Origin of the sequence: Arthrobacter sp. LFS091 (assembly GCF_047977885.1) — a bacterium.
Classification (GTDB): Bacteria; Actinomycetota; Actinomycetes; order Actinomycetales; family Micrococcaceae; genus Arthrobacter.
Window position 1 is genome coordinate 1 of the sequence record NZ_JBFPFP010000007.1, and the last position, 18,347, is coordinate 18,347.

At 61.1% G+C, this 18,347-nt stretch carries 11 protein-coding genes and 1 pseudogene; 9 read left to right on the forward strand and 3 right to left on the reverse strand.

The genetic code is table 11. The annotated features are described in order from the left end of the window. Positions 1 to 218: 218 nt before the first annotated feature. Both ACNQOP_RS13900 and ACNQOP_RS13905 read left to right on the forward strand, forming a co-directional pair. The gene (locus ACNQOP_RS13900; protein ID WP_416404834.1) at positions 219 to 1,436 is read left to right on the forward strand and encodes an MFS transporter; all 1,218 of its coding nucleotides are present in this window, start codon (positions 219 to 221) and stop codon (positions 1,434 to 1,436) included. A gap of 58 nt (positions 1,437 to 1,494) precedes the next feature. Next, a complete protein-coding gene (locus tag ACNQOP_RS13905) occupies positions 1,495 to 2,418 on the forward strand; it encodes a hypothetical protein (RefSeq protein WP_416404835.1) in 924 nt (307 codons plus the stop codon). An 889-nt stretch (positions 2,419 to 3,307) separates the two neighbouring features. Here ACNQOP_RS13905 and ACNQOP_RS13910 read toward each other — a convergent pair. Continuing rightward, positions 3,308 to 5,161, reverse strand: a complete 1,854-nt coding sequence (locus ACNQOP_RS13910; RefSeq protein WP_416404836.1) for an O-antigen ligase family protein — start codon at positions 5,159 to 5,161, stop codon at positions 3,308 to 3,310. Between the two features lie 110 nt (positions 5,162 to 5,271). Here ACNQOP_RS13910 and ACNQOP_RS13915 point away from each other — a divergent pair, with 110 nt between their 5' ends. From ACNQOP_RS13915 to ACNQOP_RS13925, 3 genes and pseudogenes are all read left to right on the forward strand, one after another. After that, entirely contained in the window at positions 5,272 to 7,254 is a 1,983-nt protein-coding gene (locus ACNQOP_RS13915) for an S-layer homology domain-containing protein (RefSeq protein WP_416404837.1), read from the forward strand. Between the two features lie 499 nt (positions 7,255 to 7,753). Then, positions 7,754 to 8,026 (forward strand): annotated as a pseudogene (locus ACNQOP_RS13920) (carboxypeptidase regulatory-like domain-containing protein); the annotation flags it as partial. A 255-nt stretch (positions 8,027 to 8,281) separates the two neighbouring features. After that, on the forward strand, positions 8,282 to 11,047 hold the full coding sequence (locus tag ACNQOP_RS13925; RefSeq protein ID WP_416404838.1) for a S8 family serine peptidase: 2,766 nt from the start codon (positions 8,282 to 8,284) through the stop codon (positions 11,045 to 11,047). A gap of 79 nt (positions 11,048 to 11,126) precedes the next feature. On the opposite strand, the gene ACNQOP_RS13930 is transcribed toward ACNQOP_RS13925, so the two are convergent. Both ACNQOP_RS13930 and ACNQOP_RS13935 read right to left on the reverse strand, forming a co-directional pair. Next, on the reverse strand, positions 11,127 to 12,470 hold the full coding sequence (locus tag ACNQOP_RS13930) for an acyltransferase family protein (protein ID WP_416404839.1): 1,344 nt from the start codon (positions 12,468 to 12,470) through the stop codon (positions 11,127 to 11,129). Between the two features lie 116 nt (positions 12,471 to 12,586). Then, entirely contained in the window at positions 12,587 to 13,600 is a 1,014-nt protein-coding gene (locus tag ACNQOP_RS13935; protein WP_416404840.1) for a phosphatase PAP2 family protein, read from the reverse strand. 53 nt (positions 13,601 to 13,653) lie between these two features. Between ACNQOP_RS13935 and ACNQOP_RS13940 the strand changes: the two genes are divergently transcribed. Genes ACNQOP_RS13940 through ACNQOP_RS13955 form a run of 4 tightly spaced genes read left to right on the forward strand, consistent with a single transcriptional unit; the run spans position 13,654 to position 18,320 of the window. Further along, on the forward strand, positions 13,654 to 15,072 hold the full coding sequence (locus ACNQOP_RS13940) for an ABC transporter substrate-binding protein (RefSeq protein ID WP_416404841.1): 1,419 nt from the start codon (positions 13,654 to 13,656) through the stop codon (positions 15,070 to 15,072). Further along, a complete protein-coding gene (locus ACNQOP_RS13945) occupies positions 15,069 to 16,031 on the forward strand; it encodes a carbohydrate ABC transporter permease (RefSeq protein WP_257370678.1) in 963 nt (320 codons plus the stop codon). Before ACNQOP_RS13940 ends, ACNQOP_RS13945 begins: the two co-directional genes overlap by 4 nt. An 8-nt stretch (positions 16,032 to 16,039) precedes the next feature. After that, positions 16,040 to 16,912 carry a carbohydrate ABC transporter permease gene (locus ACNQOP_RS13950; protein WP_416404842.1) on the forward strand — a complete coding sequence of 291 codons (873 nt, stop codon included), beginning with the start codon at positions 16,040 to 16,042 and terminating at the stop codon, positions 16,910 to 16,912. A 28-nt stretch (positions 16,913 to 16,940) separates the two neighbouring features. Then, a complete protein-coding gene (locus ACNQOP_RS13955; RefSeq protein ID WP_416404843.1) occupies positions 16,941 to 18,320 on the forward strand; it encodes a glycoside hydrolase family 32 protein in 1,380 nt (459 codons plus the stop codon). The last annotated feature ends 27 nt before the right edge of the window (positions 18,321 to 18,347 follow it).

Consider the following 18,347-nt stretch of genomic DNA (forward strand, 5'->3'; position numbering starts at 1 on the left):
GCCCACTCCCGATCCAGGCCCCGTGCCGCCGCACCCGAACCCGGACCCCACCTTCTGACGCTCCTGGATTAAATACGACGGCGGCGGGGGGGGGGGGGGGGGGGCCCCCCCCCCCCCCAACACCTGCGAGGTGGTCAGTGTGCAATCGCATTGGTGCGTGCATTGCGAAACGTCATGCTGACCCTGCTTGCGGCTACCGCAGTCCTAGGATGAAAGGGATGACCGAGACCCAGACAAACCAAACTTTCAGCCTGCGCAGCATCGCACTCCCGGCCTTCGGGCCCGCGCTGCTGTTTTGTATTGGAGAAGGTGCGGTCCTTCCGGTCATCGCTCTCTCGGCACGCGACCTTGGCGCTTCCGTTGCAGTATCGGCGCTGGTAGTAACGCTCATCGGTATAGGCTCCTGGCTCTTCAACATCCCGGCGTCGATCATCACGGAGAAGTTCGGCGAACGTTGGTCCATCGTTGGGGCCGGCGCTTTGGGTGCCCTTGCCTTGGGCGCATCAGCCTTCGCGCCCCAGGTGGAGAACGGCCTGTGGTTGTTGGCAGTGTCCATGACCTTGGTGGGTATGTCGGCCAGCGTCTTCAACCTCGCCCGGCAAAAGTTCCTCACCGAAGCCGTCCCGGTCATCTTCCGGGCACGCGCCCTCTCCACCTTGGGCGGCGTGACCAGGATCGGCATCTTCATTGGGCCCTTCGTCGGTGCTGGCGTGATGCAGTTCGCCGGTATCAGCGGGGCCTACTGGGTGGGCTTCGCGGGCATGATGGCGGCTGCAGCCTTGTCGCTCACCATTCCGGATCTGGTGGCTCCTGAAACGTCCGACGGCGGTCCCCGCCCTCCGGCGTCGACGTTGCGGAGCGTCGCCGTTTCGCACGCGGGAGTGTTCCTGACCGTTGGTTTCGGGATCCTCCTGCTGAGCGCGTTGAGGGCATCGCGACAAGTTGTTATCCCGCTGTGGGCGGATCACCTGGGGCTCGACGCCACACACGCGTCGCTGCTCTTCGGGCTCTCCGGGGCGATCGACATGCTGGTGTTCTATCCGGCGGGAAAGCTGATGGACAGGAAGGGCAGGCAATGGGTAGCTGTCCCGTCCACGCTGATCATGGGCACAGCGCTGATATTGATCCCCTTCACTGGCGGATTCGTCTCCTTGCTACTGGCCGCCCTGCTGATCGGATTTGGCAACGGCATCAGCTCGGGGCTGATCATGACGTTGGGTGCCGACTTCTCACCGGACAACGGCCGCAGTCATTTTCTTGGCATTTGGAGGTTCATCGCAGATTCGGGGGCAACTGGGGGACCGGTGCTGCTGTCCGGGTTGACGGCCGCGGTCTCCTTGTCCCTGGGCGTCTGGGCCACCGGGATACTGGGGTTCGCAGCGGCGGCGGTGTTCGCCGTCGCGATTCCGAGGCTGAAGCACCGCCGTAACTACTAAGGAGGTCAGCGTTCGAACGGATTCAGGGCTCAAGGGATGTCACGGTTAGACTACCGTGGTGCCAGACAACCAGCCCGCTGATACACCCGTCCCGACTTCCTTCCAAGACCTTCAGGCGTTCCTCTCGGCGGAGGATGTACCCGAGGGACTGATTGAAATTCAGTACCGGGGCTTGCCCATCGAAGTCCTGAACCTGCCCTCAAACTCGGATACAACGCTGGTGTGTTTCCATGGCGCAGCTGAGAAAGATGTTCGTCTGCCGTGGTTCCTGGGTAAAGGCGTGACCGACGGGCTGTCCGTCAACCGGATCTTCATTTCAGATCCCAGCCTTAGGAAGTCCGCTGACCTCAATCTCGCGTGGTACGCCGGATCGAGCGAACAGCCAGACCTCCAGGAAACGTTGGCGGACGTCATCAGACGCATCGTACGGGCGACTGGAGGTTACAACGTGATCTTCTTTGGCAGCTCTGGCGGCGGATACGCCAGCCTGGCATTGTCGAGGTACTTCACGACGTCGCTTGCGCTTGCGGTCAATCCCCAGACTTCAATCTCCCGCTTCTATCCGGGAGCTGTAGGAAGGTACATGACTCACGCCTGGGAGATGGAAGGCCGAGACGTGTCTGAGCTACCGGGAACCGTGGCTCACGACCTGCTGCCGTCATATGCTGCCGGTTTTGGACACACCGTCGCCCTGATCCAGAACGCTAAAGATTGGTTCCATATTCAGAATCACCAGACCCCGTTCCTGGATGTCGTGGGCGAATCGGAGAACCTCTTCATGCTGATGGATCGCTGGGGACCTGACACTGGCGACGGGCACACTCCACCGCCAAAGGAGCTGTTGCGGGCTTGCTTCGAGGAGTTGGCTACTTGTCGGGGGGACTGGGCAGCGGCATTGTCATGTTGTGGATTCCAAACCGAAACTACCCGGCATGATGTGAAACGCCGTGTGGTGGACACCGCACCGGCTCCTGCCAAATAAGCCGTAAGAAGGGCCTATGTAATCTAGACGGCACATGGTTACTGCCTGTTGATGAACAAGGTCAGGGCGCAAGCAGGCGGTGCCCGTCGAGAGAGTCGTTCACTCACCTTAGCTGTCACGCATGGCAGCCTTACTTCCCCGGACGTCCGAAATCTCCGGCGGTGACCCCGATTCCCGCGTGCCAACGCCACGACTCACACCTCTGTAAGGGCGCCTGAGATGATATGCCTAGGGAATGCGGCTCGCTGTTGCACACTTGCCGATCGGTAGGGTGGACTGACGACAAACTTGCGCACCTTGGGCCTGTCTTCATGCTCCATCGATTTTCTGGCTTCGCTCAAGGGAAGCGTCCGGGTCGCGCGTCTGACTGCCCGAAGCTGAAGGCCGATCAGGATCCAACCACTTTTAGATGCGTAGATTCCCTCGGGCCGAGCCGCCTCAATTGTCCAGCAGACTTTTGAACAGTTGCCATGGGTCAAATCACAGTGCTCCTCGACAAGCTGGACACCGGCGCGGCAAGGACTTGTACGCCGCAACTGTTGAATACGGTGACTCCGCTGACTGCTGCTAAACAAGACCACTGGAAAGGACCGGTGCGGCACCCGCAAACATTGCCCAACGGCTAGTTAGGCCATTTCCCAGCTCGCCCAGCACTTCTACAACTTTCCTGCAACCTTGAATTTCTCGGGACGACAGGGGAAGTCGTTGGACGGGACCATGAGCTTGCCCTGACAAGCCGCGTCGCCAAAACTCTGCGTGAACTCGAACCAGGTTTTCATTCGTCGGCGGCAAGTTAGCTTTGCCGTCGACTGAGGACGACTACTTGGTCGATATGCTGTTCTTCCACATGGACGCGCGTTCACCGAGTGGAACTCATTACGCAGAAAGTTTACTGGGTTGATGGTTCTTTCAGGAGGGCTTCCAAAATTGCTCGACCTTCTTCCGGCGTCGGAGTTAACGCTATCGCCTTTCTCACGTATGCAAGGGCTGCGGATCTGTGACCGGCTAAGTGTTCTGCGATTCCGGATTGAATGAGGACCTGGGAATTGACTGGAGCGAGTTCCCGCGCTTTTGCCAACGTCCTCTGGGCGTCCCTAATAGATCCAAGTGCGAGTTGGCCCACTGCCAACGACGTCAGCGATTCGATGGAATCTGGCGTCGACCGCAGCGAACGGGTGGACCAATCCACGGCGAGGGAGGCGGCGGCGGAATCGCCTGCTGCTGCACGTCCTGCGAATGCCTGACCGGCAAGCAGCGCCACGTCTGAATCCCATGGCCGGGCACTCTCAGCTGTCTGGAAGTCTTTTGCCGCCTCGGCAAGCTGCCCGTTGATGACTGAATCATTCCCACTCTTCAAGTAGAGCTCGCCGACGGTGGCCATGCCCGCAACGACCATGAAGGCAGCCAACCCTCCAATCGCTCCCACCCTCCCTGCGCTCACGAGAACTCGTGTACCGCGGGTGGGCGACAGGGTGTGCTCCTGACTGTTGGGCTTTCTCACAGAGGGTTTTTGTTTCTTCGAAGGGATCCCGACGCAAAGTGATCCGGCGCAGAGACCTGCGAGTGCTGTTGTTCCGGGAGTCGGGAAGTGGGTGAAGAGGACCACGGCAAATGCGACAACGGCGGCGAGGGATCCAAACAGGAAGAGCCGGTCGTCAAGTAAGTGGGCGCGCCGAATGTTTTGGAAGGCCAGCCAAGTTACCGCGGCACAGAGTAGTAGGTTTGCGATTACGAGGAAGACACCGCCGTCGGTCCACCACTGCAACAGGATCAGGTGGGGGCTGTCCGCAGGGAAGTCGGTGCCGACTCGGGCTGCGAAGCCTTGGCTCTGGAAACGCGGAAGGGAATCGACGAAGTGTCCCGGACCAATTCCCCATAGCCAATTGGAGCGGATTAGTGCCCATGTATCTGCCCACAGATCCAGGCGTCCTGTGACGGTAGACGAGATGAGCAGTCGATCCCGGACAGCGGGTAGGGCAAATATCGTTGCGACGCACGTGACTCCAGCGGCGGCAAACCACAAGGAGCCTTTGGCGGAACGGGACGACTTCCAACGTTGTACCATCCGGTATCCAAGCATGCCCAGGCCCACAACAATCAGCACGATGATTACAGCGCGCGAACCGGAAGCAATGGCGACCATCGCTCCGGCCGCGGAACCCAAAATGTCCCCAGGTGTTACTTTCCATAGGGCAAACGGGAGCAACGCCAGACAGCCTGTCAGACCCACAATTCCCATGTCAGTAGCGTTACCGAGAGTCGCACCATATCGGAAACTGCTGGTGTTGCCAAGAATCTCCACCCCGGTGGCTTCCAATGTTGTCAGAAGAGCCAATAGAAGCATTGCCAGTGCCAGACATCGTCTCCACAAGGTCCTATTCGAAGCAGCAGAACCGGAACCGAGGGTTTTTGCTCCGACCAGAAGGAGCACAAGATAAGTGATGATGGCGGGCACGCCTTCGTAGCGAGGCCATCTGCCCCAAAACTCGGGGCCGAAACCGTCCGTCGCCACTATGCGGACAGTAAAGGCTACGAACACTAGACCAGCGGCCCATACGACGCCGGGAGCCACACGGATACGGGAACTGCTGGCAAGCGCCACAACACATGCCGCTGTCAAGACTGTGAATTTTGGTAACGCAAAGCGGAAAAGTCCATCAGGAACAAAAGCAAAAACCGTCATTATTACCAGAAGGATGGGCGCGAAAGCCTGCGATTTTTGGTTAGAAAGTGTCCGGGGCATGGCTCTCCACTTCATACAATCACGATGTCTCGACGGTACTTCCGCAGCAAGCTAGCATTGCGCCAGAGTCGCTGATTTGCGGCTTGTCCGTTCGCACCCATGGAGACATTATGAGGACTCATTCCCGTGTCCGTTTACGGCTCGGATTAATGCTCGCCGCGCTGACTATCTTAGCCACGCTCCCGGCCGGCATTGCCATACCGGCTTCCGCGGCAGCCACTGGAAGCATCTCGGGGACCGTCACCGTTCCTGCCGGCGTAGACGTCACAGGCCTAGCGGTCAACACCGTAAGCGGGCCGACCTACAAGTATTTGCCTATTTCTGCCGACGGTAAGTTCACTTTGACGGGCCTCGAAGCGGGCAAATACAAACTGAATTTCAGCACCAATGGTGGTCCTGAGCAGGTCTACCGCACGTTCTACGGGGGTCTTACTTTCAGTGCTGCAACCGTCATCGATGTCGGAGAGGGCCAATCTGTCACCGGCATCACGCAGGCGCTGAAGGCAGGGGGTAAAATTCGGGGCGCAGTAGCACTTCCCGAGGGCGTAAGCGCCAAGGACATCAGTGTCTCGGCTGGTTCGAGCACTTACTCGGACGAAGCAACACCCAGCGCCGACGGTACCTTCGAAGTAGGGCCGCTTGCCCCTGGAACATATCAAGTATCGTTTTCTGCCAGGATCGAGCCTTCACCTGTGGTTCCTGCCCGATACACGGCAGGCGCGTCCCAACCCAAGGACATCGCGATTTCCGAGGGCACGACGGCTACGGGAGTCAATCAAACGCTCAAACCTGCAGCTTTCATTTCCGGCATCCTGTCTGTGCCAACAGGCGGTGACCCCTTCAACGGCTACGTCGAAGCCGTGTCCACTACTACCCCGAACTCGTATGCAGGTTCTGCAGAAATCACGTCGGGAGGAACATACACAGTAGGCGGCCTCGAGGCCGGAACCTACAAGCTCAGATTCTCGTCCTTCAACGTCTCCACCTACGCCAACATGTGGCACGGCGGAGTTCCGATTGCAGATTCATCACCGGCAGTAACCGTTTCCGCAGCCCAGAAGCTGACCGGACTGAGTGATGTCGCGGTCAAGGCCGCAACTATTACCGGAACGGCAACTCCGCCAGCAGCAGACAAGACCGCAGACGTGCAGGCTATCTCGGCAGACGGACAGCTGATACGAGCTGGCCAGGCCTCACCTGGCTCCGCCTCGTTTACGATCAATGGCCTGTTCCCGGGAACATACAAAGTACAGTTCAACCGCTCAAGTGGCGTGGCCACGACTTCAGAGGGGCAGTTTTACAAAAATCTTCCCGAATCAAAGGGAGCCGCAGCTGCCACGCCCGTTACAGTCACCGCAGGACAAACGGTTTCAAACATCAACGCAACAGCGCAACTTGGTGGAACATTGACGGGAAAAATCATCGGCTCAGCTGGTACCCCGCTCAACAATGTCCCGATACGCGTGTATACCAAGGACGGGTCACTCGCGACACGTGGTGCCCAGACTGCAGCCGATGGGACATTTAAAGTTACAGGCCTAAGCACAGGGAACTACCTGGTCTCGGCCAATATGCTCGCAGCCACACCCGGGCCCATCTTCTCAGGAAACACCTTAACGGAAGCCAATGCGATGCCCGTCGGGGTAACGGTAGGCAAGAACACGGACCTAGGGACTTTGAGCTATGCCACCCCTGGTGGAAGCACGCCAACGTTCTCTGACGTCCCAGCAGGCTCTCAGTTCTCCACTGAGATCCGGTGGCTGGCGGAGAACGGGATATCCACAGGATGGACCGAAGCCGACGGTTCGGTTACTTTCCGCCCACTTCAGCCGGTAAACCGGGATGCGATGGCGGCGTTCATGTACCGGTTGGCTGGAAAACCAGCGTTCACGGCACCAGCGGTTTCACCGTTCGCCGACGTGCCCGCGGGGGCACAGTTCTATAAGGAAATAACCTGGCTTGCAGCGCAGGGAATATCCACTGGCTGGAGCGAAGCCGACCAGACTAAAACTTACCGCCCGTTGGAACCGGTAAACCGCGATGCGATGGCCGCGTTCATGTATCGTTACAACACCAAATTCGGCTCAAAGTAGACAATCCCGCATGTCGAGAAGGAGGCTACCCGGTAGCCTCCTTCTTCATTTTCGTGGCACGGATCTCTAAGCCATCACAGCGAGCGGGCAGGAAAACCCTCGATCCGCCAAGCGCTACGAGCTAGCCAGGAGTAGCATGCTTGGGAGCAATCTTCCACGACGCTCACGAAACCAGATTAGAACCGCCGCGGTCCACGATTTCCCCGTTCTAGTAAGCCGGAAGCCACCACCACCTGCAGAAGGGTGCCGGGCGTCTCTCTCCCTCATGGGACGAGGTTACGCTGACTCAACCGCGTCGCCGGCACTGTGGCGAGGAGGCTGATGCGCGTTACTCCCTGGAAGCTTGGCTTCAGATTGGAGGTGGCCTCCTGTCCTCCGCCCATAGTTGCCGCAAGGTGCGCGCTCTGATTGAAAGGCCCAGGTTAGTTCAACGTCACCAGCGACTGACTTCATTTAACAGTTGTCGGCTGGCTTCCGATGGGCTGGGTTAAAAAATGGCAAGAGCCTGACGTATCGGCCTGTTACTCCAATCAGTCGTGACGCCATGGCAGCCTTCCTTTACCGGCTGGCTGGGTCACCCCAATATGGGCCGCCGTACACTTCACCGTTCCAGGATGTAGCTGTCAGTCAGCAGTTCTATACAGAGATGGCATGGCTGGCTGAGCAGAAGATCTCCTCCGGTTGGACGGACGCCTACGGTGGCCGGACCTATCGCCCGCTCTCACCCATTAACCGCGACGCCATGGCGGCGTTCCTCTACCGCATGCCGTAGGGCGAACCGCGAATATCAACCTGAGCCGGTTGCAGGAATACCTGCAGCCGGCCCGTGGCGCCAAAACGGTCAGCTCAAAGTCCCACAGGAGATTCGCAGGAATCTCAAATTCTTGGCTAAACTCATTTTTGGCTGCGCTCGCGGCCATTTTTCAGCGCTCTTTGGGGGGCGTTTTGAGCAAAAGGGCGACTGTATATGCGTAACCAGCGGAAAGCCGTGGTTAGTTCTCGTTTAATCCTTCTCAGTGTCGTGGCCATGGTGGGCGCAGCCCTGCCTGCACTCCCGGCCGCAGCTGTCGACACGCCTGCGCCGCCGCTTCCCAGCGCCGCGCCTCTGCCGGTGACATCAACCATTCCGGCAACTCCGACAGACCAGTTCATTGTGAAGTTCAAGGAGCGCGCGGGGATCCAGTCCGTGGACCCGCAGAAGTCCTTCAATGAAGCCGCCGACGCTGTGGGCGTCCCCGTCAAGAGCCTGCGGACCACCTCCACCGGGGAGGAAGTGGTCAAAACCGACCGTAAACTCGCAGCCCAGGAGGCAAGCGCGCTGGTGGCCACACTGGCCGCAGACCCAGCCGTAGAGTACGCCGAACCCGATGCCATTATGCAGACCTTGGCCACGGCACCCAACGACACCTACTACAACCTCCAGTGGGGCCTTGGCGCGGGAACAGGGGGCATCAATGCTTTGGGGGCGTGGGATGTCAGCCGGGGCGAAGGCAGCACAGTCGCCGTCATCGACACCGGTATCCTGGACCACAGCGACCTGAACGCAAACGTCCTGCCCGGGTATGACATGATCTCCAACGCGACGACGGCCCGTGATGGCGATGGCCGCGACCCGAATCCCCGCGACGAAGGTGACGCAACCTCCGACAACCAGTGTGCAGCTGGGCGCGCAGGTGCCCGGTCGTCCTGGCATGGCACCCACGTCGCCGGCATCATCGCCGCAGTTGCCGGTAACAACAAGGGCGTAGCCGGCGTTGCTCCGAAGGCCAAGATCGTGCCCATCCGAGCCATTGGAACCTGCGGCGGTTACACGTCAGACATCGCAGACGGTATCAGGTGGGCAGCCGGTGGTGCGGTGCCCAGCGTCCCCGCCAACGCCAACCCTGCCCGTGTGATAAACCTCAGCGTGGGCGGCCGCGGGACCTGCTCAGCCACTTACCAGAATGCCTTGGACTTCGCCCGGAGCCAGGGTACAGCCGTTGTGGTAGCTGCTGGCAACGAGAACGTTGACGCGTCCCTGGTCAGCCCGGCCAACTGCAACAACGTCATCACGGTTGGAGCAAGCACCCGGACCGCTGAGAGGGCCTACTACTCCAACTTTGGCGCGAACGTGGACGTCATGGCTCCCGGCGGAGACATGACGAAAGACGCACTGAACGGGATCGTGTCCACGCTCAACCAGGGTGCTGATACAGCCACCATCGAGGATTACTACCTCAAATCCGGTACTTCCATGGCGGCCCCCCATGTCGCAGCTGTTGCCGCGATGATGCTTGCCACGCTTCCCGCACTCACCCCTGCAGACGTCGAACAGCGCCTGAAAGCCAATGCCCGTCCGGTAGCAGGTTGCACAGGGTGCGGCTCGGGTCTGGTCGACGCCAACGCCACGGTGAAGCAGGTGGCCGCGGACGCAGCACCGATCGTTGCAGGAACCCCGACCATTGCCGGCGAGGCCGCAGTGGGTAAGACCCTGACCGCCGACCGCGGCACGTGGTCCAATGTGGAGTCTGCACAATGGACGTACCAGTGGAACCGATGGGGCGCACCCATTGCCGGTGCCACTGACCCCACCTACACTTTGGTGGCAGACGACCACCAAGCTGCGATAACGGTGACGGTTACTGCCACTAAGTCCTATGTTCCGGCTGTGTCAGCTACTTCCGAACCCACAGCGCAGGTCACTCCAGGTACTTTGAGTGGCGTGGTTCCCCTCATTGTTGGCAATGCCTATGTCGGGAGCACCCTGACCGTCGATGCCGGAACCTGGGAACCTGCACCCGTGGAATTGCGTTACAACTGGACGCGCCATAAGGCGGGTACCACGGGCGACAACGTTTCCAGCCTGCCGGAATACACACTCACAGGCGAGGACGTTGGTTCCACGCTGACGGTGGAAGTAACGGGCGTAAAGACGCCGTACTGGTTGCTGCAAATGACCAGCAAGCCCACGTCCACCGTTGTCGCCGCAGACAAAGCGGTGACCCCCGCGCCTGTCGTCTTCAACGAAGAGCCATACATGGCCAATGACAGCTACACCATCCCGGAGTCGGAGTCAGTGAATTACCTGGTGGACGGTAAAACTGTCGTTGCCGGTACCCGCACTGCCCGCGGCCAGGTGAAGGTCACTGCCCAGCCGAAGGAAGGCTGGGCGCTGCTTAACGGCGCCACCTCCGAATGGAAGGCCTACTTCAGCAGCAAGGGCCCGGACTTCACTGCACCGGCCGTTTCGCCATTCAAGGATGTCCTGACCACCCAGCAGTTCTATAAAGAAATGTCCTGGTTGGCGGATCGCAAAATCTCCACGGGCTGGGTTGAAGCGGACCAGTCGGTCACCTACAGGCCGGTAACACCCATCAACCGCGATGCCATGGCTGCGTTCCTGTATCGGATGGCTGGATCTCCCGATTACACGCCGCCCGCGCAGTCGCCGTTCAAGGATGTCCTGACCACCCAGCAGTTCTACAAGGAAATGTCCTGGCTTGCCGATAGCGGCATTTCGTCGGGTTGGACCGAATCGGACGGATCTCGGACTTACCGGCCGCTGAACCCCATCAACCGCGATGCGATGGCGGCCTTCCTTTACCGTCTGGCTAACAAACCGGATTATGAAGCTCCCACGACTCCGCCTTTCAGTGATCTTGACCCGAACCAGCAGTTCTACAAAGAGATGGTCTGGATGAAGGTCACCGGCATTTCGACAGGTTGGCAGATCGGCGAAGGCAACTTCGTCTATAAGGCTCTCGAGCCCATCAACCGCGACGCCATGGCAGCCTTCCTCTACCGCATGCCATAGCAAGCAGTCCTGACCACAGAGAACGGCCGCAGAACACCCCCATCAGGTTGCTCTGCGGCCGTTTGGCGTACAAAGGAGGTCAGGAAGCCACCAGGGCAGGCGACTTCCACGCCCGGGCAGGAACGTTGCCTGTCACCAAAGCCACAGCACCTACAAGCAACACCAGTCCCCACGTCGCGTTGACTGTATCCAACGCTGTCCGCATCACCACGAAGGGCGGGATGATCGCCAATACGGTCCCCGTCAGGATGCGCCACATCGCGGGCCGGGCCGCACCTGGAGTGAGCGCGGTGCTGGCTAGCTCCAGCCGGACCAGTGGTGTGGACACCAGGAGCACAAGCGCCCATGCAGCCACGTAGAACAGGGGACGGCTCAACCACCACTCGGCGCTCGCCGGCTCGGGGAACGGAAGCCGGAGGAGCAGCGCGATGCCAAACATCGCGATGATCAGCGGGAGGTGCCACAGGTAGATGGTCATGGCCCTGCTGCCGACCACGAACATGGTCTTTTGCACCCAGCCGACCCTCACGAACCCCTGCAAAACGGGATACACGGCCTTGACCAGGAGGACATGGGCCAGACCCACAAGGATCAGCGGGAACATCGGCGGGTTTTGGTTGGTCAGCATGTCCACCGGGTACGGACCGGCGTGGGTCAGTGGAACCAGCGCAACGTAACAGGCCACAGCTCCCAGAATCAGCTTCCAGCGCGCAAATCGATCAAAGAATCCGTCCGCATAGAAGAACCCAAGTTGCTGCAGCAACCCCCAAACGAACACCATGTTCAGCAGCCCGATCGGATTTGAGTCGAAGCCCCAGGGATTGTGCTCCAAGCCCAGGCGAAAAACATCGACGACGACGGCGCCCGCGGCCAGCGCCGCAATGGTCCGGTAGGGTGACACGCTGTGGAGTTTGGCCATGGTGGGCACCATGGCTTGGCAGATGAGGTATGCGGCCAGGAACCACAATTGAACTCCGGCGCCCGCAGCGATAACCGTGAGCAGATCGCCGGGGACGCCGGCCGCCGTCGCACTCCACAACGCAACGGCGAGGAACGCGTACAAGGCAACCGTGGGGCGGACCAGCCGCAGCACCCGGTTGCGGAGGTAGTCGCCTGCGTCACCGCCGCGGCGCTGAAGGCTTCGCCACGAAGTCAGTGACGCGAAGCCGCCCACCACGAAGAAGAGTGGCATGACCTGACCGAACCACGTCCCTTGGGCGAACCAGCTCAGGGACGTCAACGGATTTCCGACTCCAATGCCGGACCCGTCCACACTGATGCCCATCATGAGCAAGTGGACAGCCACGACTGCGAACATGCACGCGACCCGGATAAGGTCCACAACCAGGTCCCGGGAATCGGGGATCGCAGTTGGCCCGGCGGAGGGTTGAGTCCATAGCTTGGCGGTGGGGGTGGAAGACATGAAGGCTCCTCGGATCTTGCACTGTTATTCCAACGATTGGATTAATAGTAATGCAAGGAATCCGGGGATGCCATGGGTAGATCTGTCGACGCGGTGAAAGGGCTGGGGGCGGGCCTTTAGCTTTTGCGTGCCGCCAGGCCGAACAGCCAAGTGCCGCCCAGAGCCGAAAGATAGCCGGCGATCACGATGAATGCGGTGCCGGCCCAGAAGTAGTCGACGGTACTGTCGGCGCTCAACCCGGGCATGACCTGCATCAAGGAGTAGCCGGCCACTGCGATGGCTATCAGGAGGGCGGCAACGGTGAGCCATACCCAGAGCCGGGAGGCTGCCCAGTGTTCGCCGTATCCCTTCCACGCGTTCCAACTGCTGCCGGTCCGGAGGATGAGCCAGCCCGCCGGGAGCATTACAGCGCCCACTACCAGGAAGGCCGCAACGACGTCGGCCGGGCGATGCCACTGGTTGATGAGCGTCGAGACGCCGGTGGCAACTGCGAAGGTGCTGCCCAGGAAGCCTGCCAGCGGGCGCCAGCGCGGTGAGACCATGAGGAAGACGGCGGCCGCTGCGGAAGCGGCCAAGGTGGTGTGCCCCGAGGGGAGCGAGTTGAGCTCCAGCGTCTGCACTCCGCGGTCGGGCCTGTCTGGAATGAGGAATTTGAGGATCTGGGTGGCCGCGTTGGCTCCGATGCAGGCGACTACGGCGATTCCCGCAGCAGTCCACCGCCGCCGGGCTACCGTGACAAAGATGACCATGAGGGTGGCAATGGCCAGGGAGAGCATGGGGAGCATATCCAGCAGGCTGGTGGATGCGCGCCCCGCGGTTCCACCCAGCTCGGTTGCTTCGACCAATGCGGACTCATCAATGAACTGGCCCATGGTGGTGCGCACGAAGAAGTAGTAGGTCGCAGCAAGGCCTACGACGCTGGCGATGGTGGCCAGGATGAAAAGGAATCCTGTGCCGGAGCCGGCATCGCGTGCTTGGAGCGGCCGTTTGCTTGACCTCCCGCTTGTGCGGAATTGCTGGGAACTCATTCTCTCAAGACTGCCACAATTCGCTGGACGCCTCGTGTGAAGTGTGCACCGGCGCGGCGGGCCGACGTGAGACCCTTGCAACATTCCTGTGACGCTTGACACGTGTTAGGTGCCGAGCATAGTCTACCTAACACGTGTTAGGAAAGGGAATCTACATGTCGGGAACCAATGGGGCTTTGCGTCAATTCACACGCAGAAGTGCCCTCACAGCCCTCGGCGCCGGGATTGTTGGAGTAACTGCGGCGTCGTGGCCGCGACTCACAGGAGCAGACATTCCGGGCAGGGGAGACAACAGCCTCAGTATCGCCATCATGGGCACCGCCGCAGACGCCGCAGCCCGCCAGAAGGTCATCGACGCCTTCGCCAAAGTCCACCCCGAAATCAAGGTCAAGGTCCAAGCCATCCAGGCCGTGGACTGGAAAGACTTCTTCACCAAAATCCTCACCATGGTGGCAGCGGGAACCCCGCCGGACGTGGTCTACGTGGCCACCGAAGGTGCCCAGCTGTTCGCGGAAAAGCTGGCCCACCCGCTGGACGAATATCTTCGCCGCGACGCAGCGGACATGAAGGAATACTTTGCGGACGTCCACCCCAGCCTGGTGGAAGCGTTCATGTACAAGGGCAGCCTGTTCCAGCTCCCCATCGACTGGAACGCCGCCAACATGTACTACAACACCACGGCGCTCACTAAAGCCGGACTCGAGCGGCCCGCCGACAACTGGACGCACACCGACTTCCGGAGCACCCTGGCCGCCATGAAGAAGGCCAACCCCAAGGACTTCACTCCCTACTACTGGACCAATCGTCTGTTCGGCGGAGTGGTGCCGTGGCTCTACGCCAACGACACCAGCTTCCTCAAAGAGACCAAGTCACCGGGCGGCGAGTGGTTCTGGGACAGCTTCTACGCCAACGACCCCACCCGAAGCCTCCGCTCCGGCGGCTACCAATGGCTGGAACCAAACGCCGACGATCCCCGGGTTTTCGAGTCCTTCGACTACCTCCGCGGACTGGTCAAGGACGGACTCGGTGTTCGGCCCGAAGAAGGCGGCGGCAGTTCGCTCATCGGCCTCTTTGCCTCCAACAGGATAGGTACGACGCCGGCAGGCGGCTATTGGGTGCAAGGCCTCCACGAAGCGGGGATGACAGAGAACGATTTCGACGTCCAGTTCTTCCCGAAGTGGCGGTCCCAGCGGCACCAGTTCGGTACGGCCGGGTACGCGATCATGAAGACCGCCAAGGATAAGGACGCCGCCTGGGAATGGGTGAAGTTCAGCTCCAGCCTCGAAGCCATGCAGATCGTGTTCCCCACGCCCAACACCACTCCGGCCCGGCGCTCGATGGTCAACGAGCAGCTCTACTCGGGAACCGGGCCCCGGAACTGGAAGGTCTTCTACGACACCCTGGACCGTTTCCCCACCACAGGTCCCATTCCAGCGCCACCCCAGCAGGCCGCCGTCGAGACCGCCCTGATGAAAAACGTCAGCCTTGCCGTCAGCGGAGACGAGCGCCAACTCAAGGACGCCCTCAGCTCCATGCAACGCGACCTTGAACTTGCCTTGAGGAGGCAGCCATGAGCACCGCAACCAGCACGCCCACAGGGACGGGACGCGAACCAGGACGCAAAACAACCCACAAGCACAGCCAGCCATCCAAGCGCGGCCGCGTGCAACAACGGTGGCTCCCGTGGGCCTTCCTTGCGCCAACGATCGTGGGCATGGGCATCTTCACCCTGCTTCCGATCATTGCCTCCATTGCGCTGGCGTTCTTTCGCTGGGACATCATCTCGGCACCGACGTTCGTGGGATTCGACAACTTTGCCGAAGTAGTCCAGGACCCCACCGTCCGCGTCTCGTTCGTGAACACCATCGTGTTTGTGGTGGTGGCCGTGGCGCTCCAGCTCGGACTGGCGCTGGGACTTGCGATCATGGTGCAGGAGAAGCTGCCGGCATGGCTCAGGGTGTTCTTCCGTTCCGCGTTCTTCTTCCCGCTGATCCTGTCCGCGGCATCGGTCTCCATCTTCATGCGCTACCTCTTTAACGAGCAGTTCGGCGTGGTGAACTGGATGCTCTCGTTGATTGGAATCCCGGCAGTCCCGTGGCTGACGACGCCGGGAGGGTCGGCCGCCGTCGTCATCCTTGTCTACGTGTGGCAGAACTTCGGGTTCTCGTTCCTGCTGTTCATCGGCGGCCTGGCGTCGATTCCCGTGGAGACGTACGAGGCTGCGTCGATCGACGGTGCCACGGGTTGGCGCAAGCACTTCTACGTCACGCTTCCGCTCCTCAGTCCCACCACCCTGGTGGCCTCCGTCATGGCCATCATCAACGCCCTCCAAGTGTTCGACCAGCCCTACGTCCTCACCCGCGGTGGGCCCGGCGACTCGACGCGGACGGCGGTGATGGTGATTTTCGAGTCCGCGTTCCAGCGCCTCGAGTTCGGCCAGGCTTCAGCGATCGGCGTGATCCTGACGCTCATCATCATGGCCATCACCGCCGCGCAGTTCCGGCTCAGCAAACGATTCGTCTTCTACCAGTGAGGCCCGCCATGACCACCATTCAAGAACGTGTCACCACCACGGCGCCCGCAGTCACCCGGAAGAAGCGGGACTGGTCAGTGGCCGGCCGCATCCTCGTCCTGCTGATAGCGTCCGTCTTTGTCCTTGGTCCGGTGTTGTGGACGCTGTCCACCTCGCTGCGGCCGCCTTCGGAATCCTTCAAACTTCCGCCCGCGTTCCTGCCGCTGAACCCGGACCTCACCTCCTATACGCAGGTCTTCAAGCAGCTCAACATCGTGCTGCTGGTGGTGAACAGTGCCCTGGTGACGGGGCTGATCGCCGTCGGACAAATGGTGACGGCGGCGCTGGCCGGCTACGCCTTCGCGCACCTTCGCTTCAAGGGGCGCGGTGCCCTGTTCTCAATTGTGCTGGCCACCATGATGGTGCCCGCACAGGTGACGATCGTGCCGGTGTTCATGCTCATCCGCGGCGTGGGGCTTTCCGACACACTGCTCGCGCTGATCATTCCGGCTATCCCGACGGCGTTCGGTACCTTCCTGATGCGCCAGTACTTCATGGGGTTGCCGGGTGAGCTCGCTGAAGCGGCTGCGATCGACGGCGCCTCGCCGTGGCGGACCTTCCGGTCCGTGTACGCTCCGCTGGCCATGCCGGGCCTGGCGATCGTGGGCATCCTGGCGTTCAACTTCCACTGGAACGAGTTCTTCCGGCCTCTCATCATGACCATCTCGGAGCAGAACTTCACGCTGCCCCTCGGCCTTGTCTCGCTTCAAGGCAACCTCGGCACTGGAAGCATCTCCGTGGTGCTCGCCGGTGTTGTCCTGTCCATGATTCCCGCACTGGTGGTGTTCATGTTCGGCCAGCGCGCGCTGCAGGACGGACTCACCGCAGGCACGGGCAAGTAATCTTCTCTTCGCTTTGAAAGGGGTTCCGTTGACGGACCTTGCACTCTCTTCCACTTTGTCTCTGGCGGCCACGCACCCGGATCCGGCCTTTCCACGCTTCCACCCGCGTCCGGCGCAAGGATGGATCAACGACCCCAACGGCGTCAGCTACATCAACGGCCGGTACCACGTGTTTTTCCAGTACAACCCCTTGTCCGCGCGGCATTCCCAGATCTGCTGGGGCCACGTGAGCTCCCCGGACCTGGTCCGCTGGGAAGAACACCCGGTGGCGCTGTCACCACAGCCGGGCGGGCCGGACTCAGCGGGCTGCTGGACAGGTGTGGTCACCTCCGACGACGGCGTGCCGACCGCTGCTTACTCCGGAGTCAAGGATCACGGCGGGCATTCGCAGGTGGTCATTGCCCGGGGTTCCTCGGACTTGGTGACCTGGTCCCAGGACGGGCATGTTGCCGCCTCCATGCCGGCCGATCCTCTTGTCACCGCCGTTCGCGACCCCTTCATCTTCCGCTTCAACGGTGCCCGCTTCGCCATGCAGGGGGCGGGACTTGCTGACGGTCGAGCTGCGCTGCTGCTGTACACGGTGGATACCCTCGATGACTGGAAGTACCAGGGAATCTGGCTGACCACGGCTGATCCCGTCGCTGGGGAGCACACGCCGGCAGAAATCTGGGAATGCCCGCAACTGGTCCAGGTGCCGACGGGGGAATGGGTCATGATGTTCTCGCTGTGGCTCTCGGGGGACGACCATGAGCACGCCAACGGTGTGGGCCACCTGATCGGCTCGCTCACCGCGGACCCCAAGACCGGGCTGCCGGTCTTTACGCCCGTTACTGGAGGAAAGTCCGATCTTGGACGGGATTTCTATGCGCCCCAGGTCCTGCAGCTTTCCACCGGTTCCACGCCGTCTGCCCTGCTGTGGGGCTGGGCCAACGAGGGGCCCGGGCGCGATGGTCGCCGGGGCCGCACCCAAGTGGAAATCGACGACGCCGGATGGTCGGGTGTGCTGACACATCCTCGCGTCTTGTCCGTGGCTGATGGTTCCTTGGTTGTCGCTCCTGCGCCTGAGGTCCTCGCATACCGTGGTGCTGCCGTGGCGATGGGTGCTGCAGGATCGGTTGCCGTGCCCGGGTTTGCCGAGGTACTGGTGCGGGGGTCTGGTGCTGGTTCTGGTTCCGGTTCCATCGACCTGGTGCTTGGCTCAGGTCCCGCGGCCCAGGCGGTTTACTCAGGTTCCCTGGCTGAAGGGGAGGAGCTGAGGATCTTCGTCGACGCCTCCCTCGTGGAGGTATACCGTACCGGGTCCGTGGCTACGACGGTTCGTGCCTACCCCGCTCCCGGGGAGTCGTGGGAGCTCACCCTGCCCCCGGGCGCGACTGCCGACGTGTGGGAGTTGGCGCTGCCCCGCTAAGGCGGCAGGCCGGCGTCGTTCGCTGAC